This window comes from Nostoc sp. CmiVER01, from assembly GCF_034531135.2.
In the GTDB taxonomy this organism is placed as follows: Bacteria; Cyanobacteriota; Cyanobacteriia; order Cyanobacteriales; family Nostocaceae; genus Nostoc.
Genome location: NZ_JAVRBU020000006.1, coordinates 300,487 through 318,139 on the forward strand (window position 1 = coordinate 300,487; position 17,653 = coordinate 318,139).

Genomic DNA, 17,653 nt, shown 5'->3' on the forward strand with positions numbered 1-17,653 from the left:
TTATCCAGCCAAGGTGCTTAAAATCATCTTTGATCTGAACCTCTATACCTGTCTCGAATCTGGCGAAGATATAAGGAATTAGACTGTGTTGGTTGCTGCAACACATAATTAGATTGTGGTGGTTGCGTCGGTTGCTGCAACCCATAATTCCCATAATTAGATTGTGGTGGTTGCGTTGGTTGTTGCAACCCATAATTCCCATATCCTACAGGGTTTGTGGGAGTGACAACGCTTTGATTTGGAATTTGGCTAGAGTAAGGTGCAATATTACTTGGTACTGCATACGTGCCTGGGGGCGTTACTGGTGCTACATTAGGCAATATTTGACCGTTATTTAAATTATTGTAGGGACTCTGCGGTAAGTTTGTACCCGTTGATGTATAACCTGTACCAGTATTTAATCCGTTATTAGGCAATATTTGACCGTTATTTAAATTATTTACATTACTGTAGGGATTTTGCTGTAAGTTCGTACCCGTTGAGGTGTAGCCTGTTCCAGTAGTTAACCCAGCATTTGGTAAAGAATTCTGATTGGGTAAGCTATTAATGGGTGGTATCAATGTTGTTCCTGGCTCAGAGGCTCGGCTCAAGCCATTTGTCTGAGTTCCTGTTCCATTGAAACTAGAATATTGCTGGTTTGTCGATTGGTTGAATCCTGCTTGCAGAGGGTTGGTGGGGACAGAATTTTGATTCTTGTTGGTTTGATTTGTCAATCCAATACTCAGACTAGAAGGTGTTTCTCCCTCTGTTGATTCAGACGCTGTAGTTAAAGGCTTAATACCTAAAAACTGGCTATTATTATCAACCGTCCCAGTCCGCAATAAATTTTCTGTTTGTACAACAAAGGGATTTTTAAAACTTGAAGAGGTATCAGCATTAACGCCTAGACCAGGATTTAATTTGGTATCATTAGCAGAATTTTGTTTTTTAATTACATCCTCTAAGGAGTTTTGACTATTTTTCGCTTCAGTATTTTCCTTGGGATTATTTGGCGTTACTAAAGGAGTTGCTTGATTAAAGTCATTAAATAAAACTGGCAGATTATCAATATCTGCTGCAATGGCTTTGTTTTCTTCTGACAGCGAGGAATCAGTAGGCTCTTGTGAAGCAACTTGACTTTTTTGCTTATAAACAAAAATATCTGGGTTTGACCAGTATTCCCAAGTTACTAGCCCGACTATAGATAAAAAAATTGCAGTGCCCCAAAAACCAGGTCGCCCTAGATTCCATAACCTGGCTTTGAGATAGCGTAAGTAGGCGGGAGGATAATGACGATTTGGCATGGGATTGATAATTGAAATTTACTCGAAATCGGTAAAACTTGACGGAAGGTAAAAGCGTTGGTGTTTAATTATTTTGTTTTTCTAAACAGGAATATCTCAACTGAAGTTGGATAGTAATTTTATCCTAACTTCTCCATCAGTTATTAGTCAGTACCAATAGACATGTAGTAGTCAAAAATTTACTTTTTAAGGGCTGGAGTCCTTCGGCGAGATTTTTTAGAAAGTTATGGCAATTTATGCTTATTTTTGGGTATCGGTAACAGTGGATAACATCACGAGTTGACAACTGGTCTAATTTATTGTTGTAGCTGGACAAAAGTTCAACTTTTTTATTTCCTAGTTAGGAAATTAAACTGTGTGCTGCAATGCTCCGATATGCCTCTGAAGGCACTGTGCTGCACCGTACTATTAACCAGGAGACTACAGCAATGATGAAAGCTGAAGATATCATGACCAAAAATGTAGTTACCATTCGTGGTTCGGCGACTGTTGCTGAAGCAGTGGGGCTGATGAAGGACAAAAAATTGCGGGCGCTAGTTGTAGATCGTCGCTATGACAATGATGCTTATGGCATTGTCACAGAAACGGATATTGTTTATAAAGTAACAGCCTACGGTAAAGACCCAAAGCAAGTGCGGGTTTACGAAATTATGAGCAAGCCCTGCATTGTGGTCAATCCTGATTTAGGTGTGGAATATGTAGCGCGGTTATTTGCTAACACTGGTATTCATCGAGCGCCTGTGATTCAAGGTAAGTTGTTGGGCATCATTTCAATTACCGACATTTTGACCAAAAGCGATTTTGTGGAAGCGCCAAAATCCCTATTGCTGGAAGAGAGAATTCAAAAAGCCATTGAGCATTCTCGCGCTATTTGCACCGAACAAGGTGCTTATTCTAAAGCCTGTGCAGCCGCTTGGGATGAGGTAGAAGAACTTCAAGCAGAAGCCGCTCATCAGAAAGCTGAGGGTATGGTATCAGCCAAAGTCTCTTTTGAAGAATACTGTAAAGAAAACCCAAATGCACCAGAATGTCGAAATTATCATCCGTAATTGAAGTGTAGGGATGAAGAAAGAGGCAGGGGAGCAGGGAGCAGAGGGGGAAAAGTAATTTTTTATTCCTCTTGCTTCTACTCTTTGCTATCTCGATTTAACGTTTGGCAACTCGCATCAATAAAAATAGACCTATTCCTAGAAAAAGAAAGTTGGGCAACCAAGCCCCTATAAAGGGAGAGAGAGCACCTGCTTGGGCGATCGCACCAGTAATAAAGAAAATTAAATAGTACGAAAAAATTACTACGACACTAATCCCAAAGCTGGTACCTCTTCCAGTTCGCTGGGGTATGCTTCCCATTGCTGCACCTACTAAGCCAAAAACTACGCATACAAAAGGCAAGGAGATTTTTTGTTGAATCCGCACTTCGAGTTTACGAATTTTTTGGCGATCGCCACCGAGAAGTTCTACTTGTAGTTGATCTAATGCTTCAGCAATATTCATCTCACCATAGTCCCGACTTTTTTCTGCCAGACTTAATGGCGTGCGCGGTAGTTGCAGTTGTTGGTGTTCAAATCTGACAATGTTGCGATAAGAGCGATCGGCAGCAACAAAATAGATAGTACCGTTGTAAAAATCCCAGACATTTTGAGAAGGATTCCACTGAGCGGTTTCTGATACCACAATTTGATTCAGACCTTTTGTTGAACGGTCTATAATCGTCAAACCTGACATCCGTTTACCGTCAAATTGGTCGGCGTAAAACAAGCGGAGCAAAATCCTATTCTTAGAACCATCCGGCTGTATAACATCCTGGTATTCAGGATAGAAAATATTTTGCTGTTTTAAAGTTGGCTTATCTGATTTGAGAGCTTGATCCAGAGTCATCGCCGCTTGGTAATTTGCTGCTGGTGCAATTTGTTCGTTAAACACAAATGTCATTCCTGTAACCACAAGACTCAACAGCACCGCAGTTAGCACTATCCGATAGACACTCACCCCACAACCACGCAGGGCAATTAGTTCGCTCTCGCTAGAAAGACGACTGTAAGTCATTAAAGTAGCCAGCAGCGTAGACATAGGGAAGGCTAAAACGATAAAGTTAGGAAACTTTAACAAAAAAACCTGAATGGCAATGTCTATGGGTAGCCCAGATTCTACAATTTTTCTGACTAAATCAAATACAGCATCGATAGTAACGCCAATTGATGAAAAAGCTCCGACACCAAAGAAAAACGGCGCTAACAATTCGCTAGCAAGGTAACGATCCATGATCGTAAAAGGTAGCAGCGAAAATAGGTTGTAGAAAGACGTAAATTTCTTTGATATCATGACTAGCTTGAAAAGTTCAATGTTAGCAACCCTGGCGAAATAAATGATATCTACATTTAGGATTTAAATTTAATTTTTAATAACTGAAAATTAACTAACAAATCTATATTTAATTTTTTAAAATAGCTTTTAAATTATTAACTAAATAATGATTAATTTAGACTTGAAAATTATTACCTAAATAGTATTGTCGCACCAGGGGGTTGCCGTAGAGTTCGTCAGCAGCGCCAAAAGCGAGAATTTGCCCCTCGCGCATTATATAGGCGCGATCGGTGATAGCTAAGGTTTCACGGACATTATGATCTGTAATTAAGATTCCCATGCCGCGATCGCGCAGTTGTGCGACAATTTGCTGAATTTCTGAGACTGCGATCGGATCAACTCCTGCAAATGGTTCATCCAAAAGTAAAAATTTTGGCCCTTCTTTTCCCGCAGCTAAAGACCTTGCTAATTCCGTCCGCCGTCGCTCACCACCAGAAAGTTGAATTCCTTTGCTATTGGCTAATTTTTCCAAGCGAAACTCCCGCAGTAAAGTTGTAAGTCGTCTTGACCATTCCCATCGTGGCACATTCGTTTGCTCTAGTACCAACAGAATATTATCCTCTACCGAAAGCTGGCGAAAAACACTTGGTTCTTGTGCTAAATAGCCAATACCCAGTCGGGCCCTTTGGTGCATTGGCATTTCTGTAACGTCTAGATTACCCAACCAAACTTTTCCTTGATTGGGTTTTTCTAAACCTGTAGCAATGTAAAATGTCGTTGTTTTACCAGCCCCATTGGGGCCTAGTAAACCAACGATTTCGCCCTGAGCAACAGAAAGACTGACACGATTGACAATTACTCGCTTGCCGTAAGATTTGTGGATATTTTCTAAAACAATTTTCACGCTGGAGCCGCCCTTTGTTGGTGGTAAATGCTAATTAGAAGGCTTCAAAGGTGGTGTTTTTGGGGCAGGTGTTGCAGTTTGTCCATCATTATCTGATTCCTGAATCATGTAGATGGACTCTACTTGACGGTTGGATTGGGGTAAAGCAACAAATCGCCCTTCGTCGATTAAATAGGTTACTTTCTCCGCTCGGATACTATTACCGCCCTGTTGCAAAATATAGACGTTGCCACTGAAATCAATTCGGCGTTCTTTACTAAAGTACTGTGCTTGGGCAGATGTTGCCTGAATCTGGCGAGCCGGATATAACATTTGCACATTACCGCGAGCAGTAATTACTTGGTTTTTCGCGTCATATTCTTGCACATCAGCGCGGATAGTGAGGGGTCGATTTGCCTGAGATGTTTGTGCAGTAGCGGTTTGCACTTGAGTAGGAAAGGCAAAAGTGCCCAAGAGTGCAACTGGCAGCATTAAAGCTAATCCAAAGCGACGTATCTGGGATATGGGCAATTGATAGGAGGGCATCATAGCAATTGGGGATTCAGGATTTCAGCTTGCATTCTAATTATCTCAAGTACTTTATCCAGATATGAAATATACAATCTGGAGTGATTTCCGATAACTACTGGCTGAAATAGTGACGCTACCCCCAACCTCAAGGTTTCAGGAAATTGACATCTGAGTGAAAATAACGTAAGCACGGCGTTGATGTATCTTTGTAGAGATGTAGCACTGGTAAGTCTCTACCAAGATTCTGTATTATGCAAAATCTTTTTCATACATGGAATCAGCAACGCCGTAGGCACAATAAGCTTTTGTGCTTACAAGTTGCACAATTAAATTTTTGGTGAAAAACTTCAAACCCTCTCCCCTGCTCCTCTGCTCCTCTGCCCCCTTGCAGTCTCAACAAGCAAATTAAGTGATTATTAGCTTACCCTGCCTTAAGATGTTTTGCGTCTACATGAATTGTGCCTACTAAGGATTTTGGGCAACGCACAATTAATTACCAGATGTCTAATCACTAGACAGCACAATTCTAGGCAAAGATAAGACTTGATTTTCACCCAAATTACCAGATGTAATCAAGTCTTGCCCTATTTGTTGTAATGTCGTTAATAACACTGCGCTCTGATTCAATAGCTCATCTACATCAACGCCACTGTAGCTGGATGGGTAACGGCGAAGGCGATTGCTGCCTTCTCCCAACAGAATTACTGCACCTCGCCAGTTGCGATTCTCCAAATGATACAGCGCCACAGAAATTTGGAGAATGCCTTGATAAAAGCTTTTTTCCGGTTCACTGGCTTCAATCCACAAAGCCTCTAAAGTGTCATGACAAGCGTAAAACTGACCAGAATTGAACTGTTCTACGCCTTGCCAAAACTCTTGGGGGATGGTTTCGCTCATCCCATGCTATCTCGTACTTCTTTGATTGTTGCGAGAGAAATTTCTTGTTTTTCCCCAGCAAACTCGTTGTCAGGGGTGAGGAACAACATGCAATGGCACTCTTTGCGTTCTCTCATTGGCACACAGGGGCAGTTCCAATATGTGGCGTGAACCTCAGCCTCTTTATCTTCGTAATGGCGACAGGGACATAAAGGCGCACCTAGATCATCTTTATGTTTCGCTAGTCCTTCAATGACAACTGCGGTAACAGAAGGTTCAGAACAGAAGTATGTTCCAGTACGCTTGGCATATTGTTCAGAAAAATGCCGCATTGCCTCTAGGCTTTTATCGCTGGATTTTGTGTTATTTTCTGATGTGATCATGTCGCTCATAATTTAAATATTTCTTTGCATTGTACCTCAGCCTCACTAAGGGATTACGAGTGGATTTCCCTAACCTTACGCGTTCAAGTTGTTTTACCTTTGCTTAAAGGTTGATATGTCTGGTGTGTGGGATCAGAGAAAATCTAAAAACCACACAAGCTTAACTTCTAGGCTAATCAAAATTCAAGTTGCATCTTGAGGCAGAATTTAAAAGTCAAGAGGTTGATTTATTTCAATCAAAAAACGACACTGTGACACTTATAACGGAAGACACCGAGTGCGATCCATTTATTAACCTTATGTCAGGCTTTGTTTATTTATACATTGTGCTGAATTCTCTTCATAATAACTTTATCAGATTTTATGAAATTACTAAGTAGTAACACTTGTTACTTATTGAAACTTAGTGTATGGTCTAAAGCGTGTGATAAAAAACACAAACTTTTCAATAGTTACAACTACTACCATTATGAGTATTTCAACTGTTGCAAAAAAGTTACCGACTACTGCGATCGCAGCAACAGTCATCGTTTTGGGAATAGGAGCAGTAGCCCCAGTAGCCCAAGCAACTGTTTTAACATTTGATGATATAGCGCCTATTTCATATTTTAATGAGATTCCTAACGGTTACGGTGGATTTAATTGGAATAATTTTAACTACATAAATGGCTCAAGTCCTAAAGTTAGACGTACAGGTGAAGACAATGGAAGAGTCTCAGGAGACTATGTGGCTTTCAACGGATTTGGAAACCCAGCCCTAGTAAGTGATAGTGTTTTTGACTTCAACAGTGCTTACCTATCAGCTACTTGGAATAATGGTCTTTCGGTTACTGTAGAAGGTTTAAAGAATGGTGCAACCCTGTATTCAAAAACTGTGATTGTAGATACGACACAGCCAACTTTAGTTAATTTTGATTATTTTGGTGTTGATGAATTAAAGTTTACGTCCTTTGGTGGAGTTGAGCCAAATTATCTTGGTGGTACTGGGACACAGTTTGCGCTTGATAACTTTACCTTTAATGAAAAAGCTACATCTATTCCCGAACCTACATTGCTACCAGCGCTATTTGCAGTAGGTACTTTAAGTATTGGTTCAGTATTAAGACGTAAACAGCTAAACCAAAGTTAACTCAAACCTTGCACTTTGCCCGAACCACTAAAAGTTGCGGCTACACAAACAAAGTTTACCTGCGTGGGCTAAAAGTTTTATATTCTGTAAAAGTAGGCTTTGTTTGTATAGCCCTTCTAAGATGTGTTTTTGCCGAAGGTATTGATTAATACGAATTTAATGTTTTTTGTAGTTGAGGTTGCAGAGCGCGATCGCTTTGCAAAACTATACCAGGGTGTTCCCAATTGATTACCTCTTGTTCTGCTGGTGAAGAAATATTTGGCCACAAAACCCAGCGACTACCTTGAGGAAGAGTAGCAAGGCTCAAGGGGTTTTGAGTTAGCCAAATCAAAGCATATCTTTTAGGAACTGCTGAACTGGCATCTTCTAATGCTCTAGTTGCTGCTAAGGTTTCTAATACAAAGCGATCGCCTTTAATTAAATCTGTAGATGCTGTCCATAATTGCACCTGTAATTGCTGTTGCTGTGCATAAAAATACAGTGATGCTGCGGCAATTACTGCTTGTTCAAAGTTTTCTTCTTCCCAATTACTAGCACTGTCAAGAGCAATAACTATTTCTTGTCCACCTGTAACCATTTCTAACTCTCGCACCCTTAATTCTCCATAGCGGGCGCTAGTTCGCCAGTGAATCAGACGGGTGGGATCTCCGATGCGGTAAGGACGGAGCGATCGCACCAGCCCGGTTGTCGCTATCTGCAAGGGTTTACCACGAGGATCACCTCTTTTGCTCTCTTCTTGCCCCATTTCATCTACTAGGGGGCAAGTAGCCAGGGGTAATACTGTGGGATAGACGATCGCAGTAGCAGCACAATCACGCTGACGGCGACACCAGAACAACCCTAAAGGCGCACCAGAACCTAGTTCGACTGTATGCCAGCGATAAACGCCCCGGCGCTGGGTAGGGTGGTAATATACCCAACGGTAACTACCTTGGCGAGGAATTGTTTCAATAGCCTTTTGTACTGGTTTCCCTAAGACGAAAGGTAATATATCCTCAACTTGCAATAAGCTTACAGGCTGCTGTGTCTGATTGCGGATTTCTAATTCTACTGTCAGATCGTCGCCTGCTGACACAGGTTGAATGGGACGGCGAGTGATGGATAGATTTGTGAGCGATCGCGGCGGTAAGATGGCTGCTACACCCAAAAGGGCAAAACTGATGCCGCTAATGGCGTAGAGCCAACCAGCCATAGTATTGATACCTGCGCCAAAAAAACAAATAGCTGTTGCTGCTAGTACCCAACCGCCATAAGCAGGGGCACTGGCGCGGGTTTCTAACCAATTGGTGATGGGTTTGATGATTTTCATGTTTCTTTTTTAACCCAACACCATCCCAAATTCACAGTGTCTTAGGGGTTGCGCCTGATGTCCTTATCGAAACCTTTGATTTTCCTGATCTTCAATCCGGTTTTTTGCTGTGTCACTGAGATTGAAACTGCCCTCAATAAACCATAAAAACGTATGGGTGTCGAGCAGGAGCCTCATTGAGCGTATTCCTCAAAATCTGCCAACGGCTCATCAAAATCATCTGACATTTTTACTAAACCCCTAGCACTACCAAACTTGGGACGTAACTCTACATTAAGTGGCACAATTTTGAAAGATGTCCCATCATTACGCGTGATGATGACTTCTTCTCCACCAGCCGCCTCTTCAATTAATTCTGCTAGACAAGTCTCAGCTTCTTTCAAATTAACTTGGTGCATTGATAGTCTTTACCAGTTCTCTGGATTTTGGTGGTTTGCATCTATAAATTTATGTATATGATTAAATTATCGAATGTAGGTAGAAGCTAAAAATATGACAATTACTACCAACTTAAAACAACTCTATGAAACCGATGAAAATTTATGGCTAGAAGAAACTATTAAATTATTAAAGCAAAAGCAGTTTAACCAAATTGATGTAGAAAACTTAATTGAGGAATTAATCAGTTTGGGGAAAAGAGATTTAGCTAAAGCCAAAGGTCTTTTAAGGCAAATCATTATTCATATATTATTACTCCAATACTGGCAGGTGGAATATGAAAGAAACCATCGTCATTGGATTGGAGAAATTAAAACCTTTAAATATGACTTAAATAATCATTTAACGACGAATTTAATAAACAAGTTACAGGATGATTTAGAGAATATTTATCAAAGTGCGGTTGATTTTGTGAAAATTAAAACCGATTTAACTATTTTTCTAGAAAAGTGTCCTTACACTCTTGTTCAATTACTAGATGATAATTATTTACCTTAAAAGTATCAGTCTTATCTAATTTTTGGGAAACAAAAGTAGTACCGAGAGGCGATGTCTACGACTCTAGCCCTTGTTGCCGATACTTGTCGAGTAGGAGTTGCTGATAATTACTGACTGATTCAGGTGGAGATCCCTCTAGGGAATCCACAGCCTCAAACCATTGTGACCATTTTTCCACAAGTGGTTCATCAGGCTGACTCTCAGCAATTTTAACTTGATGTTTGTGGATAACAAAATCAATGAAGGCGGTCACTTCTTGCAAGAGTGGTTCAGAAAGTTGCTGCAATTTTGCGTTAGCGAAGCTCGCCGTTGGCGAAGCCTCTTGTAGAGAAAGCATCGCAGTTTCAAGAATAGTCATGATAATTACCTTTTTCAGTCCTCTTCATTGTTACTCAAGGATTTGACTAAATTTACGGCAAGGGCGATCGTAATTGCACTATTTTTTAGTAACTTCACTGAGGGCTTCATGGATAACCTCATCGCTAACACCGTGACGCTTCAAGCTAGCAATCAATGCTGAGACAGTATCACCATCGAGTCGTTCCACATCGGATCTTAGACCTTGCCCAATATAGGCACGAACTAACGGCTGATAGCCAGAAAATCCCAGTAATGGTGCTATTCTTTTTAAATCTTCAATGACATCTTCGGGAATGCGAATTGTGATTGTAGTCATTGGACGATTTTTATCGAGTCGCTTTTTTAGTGCTTCAGCTTTCATAATATTCTCGCTCCTTACGTGTAGCTTTACGAGCTGAAATGATCCGAATTATGTCGTTTTCACGTTCAATGTAGACGACATACAGAAGATTCCATCGTCTGTCTAAGCCAATAACAGCATCTCTTTCTTCATCATTGCGACTTGCATCAACAACCACTAAAAACGGATCGAAAAATGCCTCTGTGGCTTGCTGAAATGTCACGCCATCATGATTGCTGGGATTTATCCAAGCTTTTTCTTCGTTCCAAACGAAAGTGACACCATTAAGCACGAAATACACATCCATACCTTACATAGTAGATATTGTGTATTTACGTTGTCAATACATTTTCTCAAACAGAGATATTTCCGTAAGAGCGATGTCTACGACGGGCTACGCCTACGCAGTTTCACGAATAGTCATGATAATTGCCTTTTTCAGTCCTCTTCATTGTTACTCAAAGATTTGACTAAATGTACGGCAAGGGCGATCGCACTGGAAATCTATGCTGCTAATTGGCGATTGCAGTTTCACGAATAGTCATGATATACGCCCAACAATGACTTCTAGTATTTCAAAATCAATATCACATCGCTCAGATTTCTCTGAGTTTAGCATTAAACATATTGGAAGATGCCCAGATGGTGCTGTCCGCGAGTAGTAAATATCAGAGTAATATACCCAATCTCCTTCTTTGCGCCAGCCAACTTCATCACCAAATTTTTCTTGTATTTCCTCACTATTATAAGTTGTATCAGAACCGCCTCCAAGACGTTTCCAAATGCGTTTTTGAATACTAAATCCAAACCGCCCATTACTATATTTTAACCAGAGTTTATTTATATTATTTAAGTCTTTTCTTGGAAGAACTTTTATATGTTCTGAGCAAAAATAATCTGTAAAGTAAGTTTTGTATATTGAAGTTTCTGGTAACTCTTTCTGAGATATTATATAAATTATCTTAGCCGTTTCTAAATCAGCTTCTTTCCAATTCTTAGCTTGAAGTAATTCGTCTAGTTTTTGATAATGCCCCGATACTACTTCAGTGAAATCTTTAGAAGAAGTATGACTATAGGCTGTAGCACTAGCAACAACTTCTCTTGCTACTTCAGTTTCATCATTAGTCTTCTTAGTGTTAGTACTAAAAGATTTTTTCCATATAAAAAGCTTTTTTCTAACCTTGGGCTTTTTACGGGCTTCTTCTGCTAATTCAGTTGCAATTTCTGTTTTAGCATCTTCTTCACTATAACCCTGATTTTTTAGTTCAGTTATTAACTCACGAATTTCTTGAGCAATTTCTGAAAAATCCTGATTTATGTTAATAACATCTCCATATATCTCAATTTGATCGCCATTAATATTTGCGTTATAATTACCCCCTTCTGTATAGATATTGCGAGGTTTATTTGTCTCATCATCTACTGAGCTTTCATTTAAACTGTTTTGCTTATTCCTAACTCTTAAAATATATAAATAGAAGCCTAATCCAAATATGAGTATAGCAAGTCCGTCGAAAAAAATAGCACAAATCATCTGATAGTTTGCTAAAACATAATCAATGATTTTTTTTGATAAATTAAGAATCGTTAGGCATACAGCCCTAACTAAAGCTATGCCAAACAAACCGTATATTAACTTCTCAACCAACGAAAGCCGATTGCTCAGAAGATAGAACTCTCTGAATATTTGCTTTATTGGAATTTTCATATTTCAATTTCTGATCAGTGCTTTATGGCATAGGAATAATTGAGCCTTTAAAATGGCACAGGAATGCCTAATGAAGCAAACACTAATTTAATCACATTTAGCGTAGCTTCTCCTATGACAGCACTTGCAGCAGCATCACATATAGATTGCCCTAATTTAATAAGTTTACCTTTAGCTCTAGGGTTCTTTTGAACTTCATTCGCCCAGTCTTTAGCTACCTTCTGTTGAGCATCTTGGTGATTATAGCCCTGATTTTCTAGCTGGCGTAATAACTCTTGAATCTGTGTAGCAGCTTCAGATAAATCCTGACTGATATTTATATAATTACCATTATTTATGTAATTACCGTGTACTTGTAAATAATTCCCTTCAATAGACTTGTTAAAGTTCCCACCATCCCCTAAATATATATTGTAAGTATTATTCTTATTTTCATTGCTCATATAAGAAACCTTTAGCTAGTATGTTTGCGAATCGAATTGACTGACTCGCTCTAAATAGATTGATTAATTTATAGTAGCGTATAGTACTACATTTAACTACTACAAGATTACTAAACGAAAAAGCCTGCGTCAGCAGGCTTTGTTTTGTGATGTTATTAAATGAGTGGGTGAGTAAGATAAGCTACCGCTATAAATTACCGTTTTGCCAATTTCTTCGACATTTTCCGTAGACGAATTGATTGGGGTGTAACTTCCACCAATTCATCGGGGCCAATGTATTCCAAAGCACGCTCTAGACTCATGTCTATCGGTGCTTGCAACTGAACCAATTCATCGCCACCAGCCGCGCGGTGGTTGGTCAACTGCTTGGTTTTACAGATATTCAGTTCCAAATCTTGCGGACGATTGTGTTCGCCTACAATCATGCCTCTGTAAACCTTTGTGCCGGGAGTAATAAAGAATGCTCCTCTATCTTCGGCGTTTCTCATGGCGTAGAAGGTAGATACACCTTCTTCAAAGGAGATTAAAACACCCTTGTTACGCGCTTCAATATCACCACTGAGTGGGCGGTAATCTAAGAAGCTGTGGTTCATGATGCCTTCACCACGAGTCATTCGCATGAATTCACCCCGGAAACCAATCAATCCACGGGCGGGGATGACAAACTCTAACTGGGTGCGATCGCCACTACCAGGTTGCATATCTTGCATTTCGCCTTTGCGTTGTCCCAGGCGTTCGATACAGCTACCCACAGCATCAACAGGAATGTCTAATACCAAGAGTTCGTAAGGTTCGCAAGGTTGACCGTTTACTTCGCGGTAAATAACCTGTGGCTGAGATACCTGAAACTCGAATCCTTCCCGGCGCATGGTTTCAATTAAGATACCCAAGTGGAGTTCTCCACGACCGGAAACGAGGAATTTATCGGGAGAATCGGTTTCTTCAACGCGCAAAGCAACGTTGGTTTCAAGTTCGCGGAATAGGCGATCGCGGACTTGTCTTGATGTCACCAACTTCCCTTCTTGACCAGCAAAGGGCGAATCATTCACCCAGAAGGTCATTTGCAAGGTTGGTTCATCCACTTTAATTAGTGGTAAAGCTTGCGGTTCGTTGGGGTCAGTAATCGTTTCCCCAATATAAGCATCAGCGAAACCAGCCACCGCCACAATATAACCTGCGGTTGCTTCTTCCAGGTCTACGCGCTTGAGTCCTTCAAAGCCCATCAACTTGGTAATTTTACCCTTGACGATGGTGCCATTTTCTGTAACTAAAGCCGCTTGTTGTCCTGAACGGATAGTACCATTGTGAATTCTACCAATGACAATCCGTCCCAGGTATTCAGAATAATCTAGGGTTGTGACTTGTAATTGCAGAGGTTTGTTGCGATCGCCTACTGGTGATGGAACATGTTTCAGAATCGCGTTAAACAAGGGTTGCATGTCTACTGATTCTGCTTCCAAGGTTTCCTTAGCAAAACCTCCCATCCCGGAAGCGAATAGATAAGGAAAATCACACTGGTCTTCATCTGCTCCTAATTCCAAGAACAGATCCAATACTTTATCAACAGCAACGTGGGGGTCAGCTTGTCCGCGATCAATTTTGTTGATTACAACGATGGGGCGCAGCCCTTTTTCTAAAGCTTTTTTCAGAACAAAGCGCGTTTGGGGCATTGGGCCTTCGTTAGCATCGACAATCAAAAGACATCCGTCAACCATGCCAAGTACGCGTTCAACTTCGCCACCAAAGTCGGCGTGTCCAGGAGTATCAACAATATTAATTAGTGTTTCTTTGTAGCGAACCGCCGTATTTTTGGAAAGGATAGTAATACCCCGTTCCCGTTCTAGGGCGTTGGAGTCCATAACGCAATCCGGAACGTCTTCGCCTTCGCGGAAAATGCCGGATTGTTTGAGGAGTGCGTCAACCAGCGTGGTTTTGCCGTGGTCAACGTGGGCGATGATGGCGACGTTGCGAATTGGGAGCGTCATAGAAGCTTTTGGTGAACTCTAGAGGGGGTTTATAAGATTTACATTTGAATGCTAGGCTGTTTTAACAGAATTGGGGATGATCGGCAAATTCTGTAAAGAACCTTTAACAATTCTAGCGTAATCGTCACAATTGCGGTGAGGTTTGTAAACGCCGCATAACGCAGAAAGTTAGGCAGCCTAAATCATGTGCTTAATGTTGAATTATTTACCCGCTCAACTTAAAAAATTTAACTCAGGTAGTTGAAGAGTGGGTAAATGCCTGGTTAAAACTTCTAATATATATTTTTTTCTGTAAATTAGTTTAACTTGTGCCACAATTGACACCAGCATTTTGGACTTTTAAACAATGGCTTGGGTGTTAGGACAGCAATTGCAGAGTGGGAAATACACAATTCAAGAAGAATTAAGTGAAGGTGGCTTTGGTATTACCTATCTCGCCAGAGATAATTACGGGCGTTACTTTGCCATTAAAACGTTAAATGATAAAGTGCAACGCCGTCCTGATTTTGCTAAGTTTCAGCAAGATTTTTTGAATGAGGCAATAAAACTAGCTAAATGTAGTCATCCTCATATTGTGAAAATTGATGAAGTAATCAATGAAAATTCCCTGTGGTGTATGGTAATGGAATATATTCCTGGGGAAGATTTAGCTAGTCGAATTGAGAATCAAGGCGTTTTGCCAGAAGCAGAAGCATTACGCTACATTCAGCAGATTGGTGAAGCATTAATCGTAGTTCACAATAACGGTTTATTGCATCGGGATCTGAAACCGCAAAATATCATGTTGCGTTCTAATAATTCTGAGGCTGTGTTAATTGATTTTGGTATTGCAAGGGAATTTACCCCGAATCTCACTCAAACTCATACACAAATTTTATCTGATGGTTTTGCACCAATTGAGCAATATGACAAAAGAGCAAAAAGAGGTGCTTATACTGACGTTTATGCTTTAGCAGCAACACTATATTCTATGCTAACTGGAGAAGTGCCAACCCTTGCACCACTAAGAGCAATTGGTACGCCATTGGAGGAACCAAAAAAAATTAATTATAGTATTAGTGATAGAGTAAATCAGGCAATCCTCAAGGGTATGGAGGTTAAGCCAGAGGAACGACCTCATTCAATAAAAGAATGGTTATCACTTATAAGTATTCAAAAAATTCAACCTACTAAGATTGATCTTCCTACTGAAAATATAGTTACTTCTTCAGTGATGGACGATATTATCAGTGAATTCCATGCTTATGCGGACTATAGTAGTTCCAATGCAGGATTACTTATTCATCATAGAGAGCATCATAACGATCTAGCATTACACTATCACGTAACTATCTCTGATACTCACGTTTTTAACTTTGGTGGAAGTGGGTTTGCTGTATTCCCTATTCCAAAAAAGGCTCATGTAGTCAAATCAGTGAAACTATTGGATAGGAAGGAAGTTCTCGATAGATGTCTCATTGCTTATCAACTCTTCAAGGACTGGCACTATGGGATTTTAGGATGGAATTGCGAACACTTCGCTAGGTTGGTAACAACTGGTGAAGCCATTAGCTATCAGGTTAAAGAGTCACCTTTGGGATTTTTGAATAACAATGGTTATCATCCTTTAGCAAAGGAAATGATGGATAGTTTTCAGAAAAAATACTATTTTTAACAGCGCCCAGTCAGGTATTATAGTTAAAAATATTTTGGTAGATACTACTATGGAAGCTTTAATAGCTTACGAAAAAATTAAGATAATATTTTAAATTAATAGAAGAGATACTTTTTTAATTTTTAATCACGCTAATTCATACATAAAGAATTAATTACACTAATAATTTCCAACGTTTTTGGAAAATACAATGTATTTGCTGATTAATATTTACTCTTTTTTGATATTAAGAAATTGAACATTATCAAACAAAACTTAAAAACTATCTATCTCAGGATATAGTTTTAAAATTAAATATTATCTATCTAAAAGTATAAAAGCAGAAAATGTAACGAAAATTTTTATTTCTCTACCCTGAGTTGTGAGTGCGATCGCTCAAAAGAAAGATGGAATCTCCCTAACCTCTGTGTCAAGGTTATATCAAGTAATAATGATGAACACTTTGCCGAGGAGAACACGGATGGTAACTACTTTAGATGATACGAAACGCAATGCTATTGCTGTAAAATTGGCAAGTATTAAAGCACTTCAACAATTGGTTATCGAAAATGAGCGATCGCTTTTGACCCAAGGACTTGATGCCGAAATTGGCGATCGCATCCGCAATTTTCTCAACGATGACGAAAAAAATCTTGGCATTTTGGAAACTGTAATTGGTCAGTATGGCATTCAGGCTGAACCCAAAAAAAATGTTACAGAATTCATTGAAAAAGCTCGTGAATTGTTCAAAGGTTCTGAGTTAAGCCTTTATGAAAAAGTATCTCAGCATGAATTGCTGAAACATCAACTCGTAATGAGTGGCTTGATAGTTCACAAGGCTGCTCAAAAAGTTGGTGCTGATGTTTTGTTAGCGATCGCACCTTTGAATACCATTAACTTTGAGAACCGCGCTCACCAAGAACAACTCAAAGGTATTCTGGAAATTCTGGGTGTTCGTGAATTAACTGGACAAGATGCAGATCAAGGCATTTGGGCGCGTGTTCAAGACGCTATGGCTGCGGTAAGTGGTGTAGTAGGTAGTGCTGTTACCCAAACCAGTGACAAAAGCGATCTGAATATCCAGGATGTCATCCGCCTCGATCACAACAAGGTAAATACCCTATTTACCGAACTCCTGCAAAGCGACAATCCACAGAAGATCCAAGAGTATTTCGGTCAAATTTACAAGGATTTAAGTGCCCACGCTGAAGCTGAAGAGGAAGTAGTATATCCAAGAGTACGTCCTTTCTACGGTCAAGATAATACCCAAGAATTGTTTGACGAACAAGCTCATGCGAAGCAGGCATTAGAGGAAATTAAGGCTATTAGCCCATCTTCACCTCAATTCAAAGAAAAAGTCAAACAGCTATTGGATGCTCTTGGCGATCATATTCGTCAAGAAGAAAGCACACTGTTTGCTGCCATTCGCAACAATTTGAGTACTGAGCAAAGTGAACAACTTGCTACTGAATTCAAAGCCGCTAAAACCCGAATTCAACAAAAGCTCGGTGTTGTTAGCGAATCTAAGGTGTAGCAGGCTTTCGGGCTTT

Annotated in this window: 20 protein-coding genes; 6 read left to right on the top strand and 14 right to left on the bottom strand. The window is 40.0% G+C overall.

Annotated features, from left to right (window positions below):
* Positions 1-23 precede the first annotated feature (23 nt).
* On the bottom strand, positions 24-1,283 hold the full coding sequence (locus RMZ43_RS12075) for a hypothetical protein (RefSeq protein ID WP_322652722.1): 1,260 nt from the start codon (positions 1,281-1,283) through the stop codon (positions 24-26).
* A 428-nt stretch (positions 1,284-1,711) separates the two neighbouring features.
* Here RMZ43_RS12075 and RMZ43_RS12080 point away from each other — a divergent pair, with 428 nt between their 5' ends.
* The gene (locus RMZ43_RS12080) at positions 1,712-2,332 is read left to right on the top strand and encodes a CP12 domain-containing protein (protein WP_322652746.1); all 621 of its coding nucleotides are present in this window, start codon (positions 1,712-1,714) and stop codon (positions 2,330-2,332) included.
* Positions 2,333-2,429: 97 nt separating this feature from the next.
* Here RMZ43_RS12080 and RMZ43_RS12085 read toward each other — a convergent pair whose 3' ends face one another.
* The 5 genes from RMZ43_RS12085 to RMZ43_RS12105 all read right to left on the bottom strand — a co-directional run bounded on the left by RMZ43_RS12085 (position 2,430) and on the right by RMZ43_RS12105 (position 6,260).
* On the bottom strand, positions 2,430-3,545 hold the full coding sequence (locus RMZ43_RS12085; protein WP_322652723.1) for an LptF/LptG family permease: 1,116 nt from the start codon (positions 3,543-3,545) through the stop codon (positions 2,430-2,432).
* 217 nt (positions 3,546-3,762) lie between these two features.
* On the bottom strand, positions 3,763-4,491 hold the full coding sequence (lptB, locus tag RMZ43_RS12090) for an LPS export ABC transporter ATP-binding protein (protein WP_322652724.1): 729 nt from the start codon (positions 4,489-4,491) through the stop codon (positions 3,763-3,765).
* 30 nt (positions 4,492-4,521) lie between these two features.
* Entirely contained in the window at positions 4,522-5,019 is a 498-nt protein-coding gene (locus RMZ43_RS12095; protein WP_322652725.1) for an LptA/OstA family protein, read from the bottom strand.
* 486 nt (positions 5,020-5,505) lie between these two features.
* A complete protein-coding gene (locus tag RMZ43_RS12100; protein WP_322646688.1) occupies positions 5,506-5,898 on the bottom strand; it encodes a DUF309 domain-containing protein in 393 nt (130 codons plus the stop codon).
* Positions 5,895-6,260: a ferredoxin thioredoxin reductase catalytic beta subunit gene (locus tag RMZ43_RS12105; protein WP_109012622.1), complete on the bottom strand. Its 366-nt coding sequence runs from the start codon at positions 6,258-6,260 to the stop codon at positions 5,895-5,897. The genes RMZ43_RS12100 and RMZ43_RS12105 overlap by 4 nt, the downstream gene beginning before the upstream one ends.
* Before the next feature lie 469 nt (positions 6,261-6,729).
* Here RMZ43_RS12105 and RMZ43_RS12110 point away from each other — a divergent pair, with 469 nt between their 5' ends.
* On the top strand, positions 6,730-7,389 hold the full coding sequence (locus tag RMZ43_RS12110) for a PEP-CTERM sorting domain-containing protein (RefSeq protein WP_322652726.1): 660 nt from the start codon (positions 6,730-6,732) through the stop codon (positions 7,387-7,389).
* A 145-nt stretch (positions 7,390-7,534) separates the two neighbouring features.
* Here RMZ43_RS12110 and RMZ43_RS12115 read toward each other — a convergent pair whose 3' ends face one another.
* Together RMZ43_RS12115 and RMZ43_RS12120 are read right to left on the bottom strand one after the other, a co-directional pair.
* On the bottom strand, positions 7,535-8,698 hold the full coding sequence (locus tag RMZ43_RS12115) for a DUF58 domain-containing protein (protein WP_322652727.1): 1,164 nt from the start codon (positions 8,696-8,698) through the stop codon (positions 7,535-7,537).
* A gap of 173 nt (positions 8,699-8,871) precedes the next feature.
* Positions 8,872-9,096 carry a type II toxin-antitoxin system Phd/YefM family antitoxin gene (locus RMZ43_RS12120; protein WP_322652728.1) on the bottom strand — a complete coding sequence of 75 codons (225 nt, stop codon included), beginning with the start codon at positions 9,094-9,096 and terminating at the stop codon, positions 8,872-8,874.
* Positions 9,097-9,190: 94 nt separating this feature from the next.
* On the opposite strand from RMZ43_RS12120, the gene RMZ43_RS12125 reads away from it, so the two are divergent.
* Positions 9,191-9,634: a DUF29 domain-containing protein gene (locus RMZ43_RS12125; protein ID WP_322652729.1), complete on the top strand. Its 444-nt coding sequence runs from the start codon at positions 9,191-9,193 to the stop codon at positions 9,632-9,634.
* A 55-nt stretch (positions 9,635-9,689) separates the two neighbouring features.
* On the opposite strand, the gene RMZ43_RS12130 is transcribed toward RMZ43_RS12125, so the two are convergent.
* The 3 genes from RMZ43_RS12130 to RMZ43_RS12140 form a co-directional block, all read right to left on the bottom strand.
* Entirely contained in the window at positions 9,690-9,992 is a 303-nt protein-coding gene (locus tag RMZ43_RS12130; protein ID WP_322652730.1) for a hypothetical protein, read from the bottom strand.
* Between the two features lie 78 nt (positions 9,993-10,070).
* Positions 10,071-10,355 carry a hypothetical protein gene (locus RMZ43_RS12135; RefSeq protein WP_322652731.1) on the bottom strand — a complete coding sequence of 95 codons (285 nt, stop codon included), beginning with the start codon at positions 10,353-10,355 and terminating at the stop codon, positions 10,071-10,073.
* Positions 10,345-10,641 carry a BrnT family toxin gene (locus RMZ43_RS12140; RefSeq protein ID WP_045872627.1) on the bottom strand — a complete coding sequence of 99 codons (297 nt, stop codon included), beginning with the start codon at positions 10,639-10,641 and terminating at the stop codon, positions 10,345-10,347. The genes RMZ43_RS12135 and RMZ43_RS12140 overlap by 11 nt, the downstream gene beginning before the upstream one ends.
* Positions 10,642-10,671: 30 nt before the next feature.
* Here RMZ43_RS12140 and RMZ43_RS12145 point away from each other — a divergent pair, with 30 nt between their 5' ends.
* The gene (locus RMZ43_RS12145; protein WP_322652732.1) at positions 10,672-10,875 is read left to right on the top strand and encodes a hypothetical protein; all 204 of its coding nucleotides are present in this window, start codon (positions 10,672-10,674) and stop codon (positions 10,873-10,875) included.
* Here the strand turns inward: RMZ43_RS12145 and RMZ43_RS12150 are convergent, their stop codons facing one another.
* From RMZ43_RS12150 to typA, 3 genes are all read right to left on the bottom strand, one after another.
* Positions 10,876-12,042: a GUN4 domain-containing protein gene (locus RMZ43_RS12150; protein ID WP_322652733.1), complete on the bottom strand. Its 1,167-nt coding sequence runs from the start codon at positions 12,040-12,042 to the stop codon at positions 10,876-10,878.
* Positions 12,043-12,089: 47 nt separating this feature from the next.
* Positions 12,090-12,485 (bottom strand): hypothetical protein, encoded by a 396-nt coding sequence (locus RMZ43_RS12155; RefSeq protein ID WP_322652734.1) that lies wholly within the window; start codon positions 12,483-12,485, stop codon positions 12,090-12,092.
* A gap of 194 nt (positions 12,486-12,679) precedes the next feature.
* Positions 12,680-14,470, bottom strand: coding sequence for a translational GTPase TypA (gene typA, locus RMZ43_RS12160; RefSeq protein ID WP_322646697.1), 1,791 nt, complete (start codon positions 14,468-14,470; stop codon positions 12,680-12,682).
* A gap of 346 nt (positions 14,471-14,816) precedes the next feature.
* On the opposite strand from typA, the gene RMZ43_RS12165 reads away from it, so the two are divergent.
* Positions 14,817-16,124 carry a serine/threonine protein kinase gene (locus RMZ43_RS12165; protein ID WP_322646698.1) on the top strand — a complete coding sequence of 436 codons (1,308 nt, stop codon included), beginning with the start codon at positions 14,817-14,819 and terminating at the stop codon, positions 16,122-16,124.
* Positions 16,125-16,584: 460 nt separating this feature from the next.
* Entirely contained in the window at positions 16,585-17,637 is a 1,053-nt protein-coding gene (locus RMZ43_RS12170) for a hemerythrin domain-containing protein (RefSeq protein ID WP_322652735.1), read from the top strand.
* Positions 17,638-17,653: the final 16 nt, after the last annotated feature.

Excerpts from the sequence above, each read along its gene's own strand:
- RMZ43_RS12075 (WP_322652722.1), bottom strand. The coding sequence starts at position 1,283 with ATGCCAAATCGTCATTATCCTCCCGCCTACTTACGCTATCTCAAAGCC.
- RMZ43_RS12080 (WP_322652746.1), top strand. The coding sequence starts at position 1,712 with ATGATGAAAGCTGAAGATATCATGACCAAAAATGTAGTTACCATTCGT.
- RMZ43_RS12085 (WP_322652723.1), bottom strand. The coding sequence starts at position 3,545 with ATGGATCGTTACCTTGCTAGCGAATTGTTAGCGCCGTTTTTCTTTGGT.
- RMZ43_RS12095 (WP_322652725.1), bottom strand. The coding sequence starts at position 5,019 with ATGATGCCCTCCTATCAATTGCCCATATCCCAGATACGTCGCTTTGGA.
- RMZ43_RS12100 (WP_322646688.1), bottom strand. The coding sequence starts at position 5,898 with ATGAGCGAAACCATCCCCCAAGAGTTTTGGCAAGGCGTAGAACAGTTC.
- RMZ43_RS12105 (WP_109012622.1), bottom strand. The coding sequence starts at position 6,260 with ATGATCACATCAGAAAATAACACAAAATCCAGCGATAAAAGCCTAGAG.
- RMZ43_RS12110 (WP_322652726.1), top strand. The coding sequence starts at position 6,730 with ATGAGTATTTCAACTGTTGCAAAAAAGTTACCGACTACTGCGATCGCA.
- RMZ43_RS12115 (WP_322652727.1), bottom strand. The coding sequence starts at position 8,698 with ATGAAAATCATCAAACCCATCACCAATTGGTTAGAAACCCGCGCCAGT.
- RMZ43_RS12120 (WP_322652728.1), bottom strand. The coding sequence starts at position 9,096 with ATGCACCAAGTTAATTTGAAAGAAGCTGAGACTTGTCTAGCAGAATTA.
- RMZ43_RS12125 (WP_322652729.1), top strand. The coding sequence starts at position 9,191 with ATGACAATTACTACCAACTTAAAACAACTCTATGAAACCGATGAAAAT.
- RMZ43_RS12130 (WP_322652730.1), bottom strand. The coding sequence starts at position 9,992 with ATGACTATTCTTGAAACTGCGATGCTTTCTCTACAAGAGGCTTCGCCA.
- RMZ43_RS12135 (WP_322652731.1), bottom strand. The coding sequence starts at position 10,355 with ATGAAAGCTGAAGCACTAAAAAAGCGACTCGATAAAAATCGTCCAATG.
- RMZ43_RS12140 (WP_045872627.1), bottom strand. The coding sequence starts at position 10,641 with ATGGATGTGTATTTCGTGCTTAATGGTGTCACTTTCGTTTGGAACGAA.
- RMZ43_RS12150 (WP_322652733.1), bottom strand. The coding sequence starts at position 12,042 with ATGAAAATTCCAATAAAGCAAATATTCAGAGAGTTCTATCTTCTGAGC.
- RMZ43_RS12155 (WP_322652734.1), bottom strand. The coding sequence starts at position 12,485 with ATGAGCAATGAAAATAAGAATAATACTTACAATATATATTTAGGGGAT.
- typA (WP_322646697.1), bottom strand. The coding sequence starts at position 14,470 with ATGACGCTCCCAATTCGCAACGTCGCCATCATCGCCCACGTTGACCAC.
- RMZ43_RS12165 (WP_322646698.1), top strand. The coding sequence starts at position 14,817 with ATGGCTTGGGTGTTAGGACAGCAATTGCAGAGTGGGAAATACACAATT.
- RMZ43_RS12170 (WP_322652735.1), top strand. The coding sequence starts at position 16,585 with ATGGTAACTACTTTAGATGATACGAAACGCAATGCTATTGCTGTAAAA.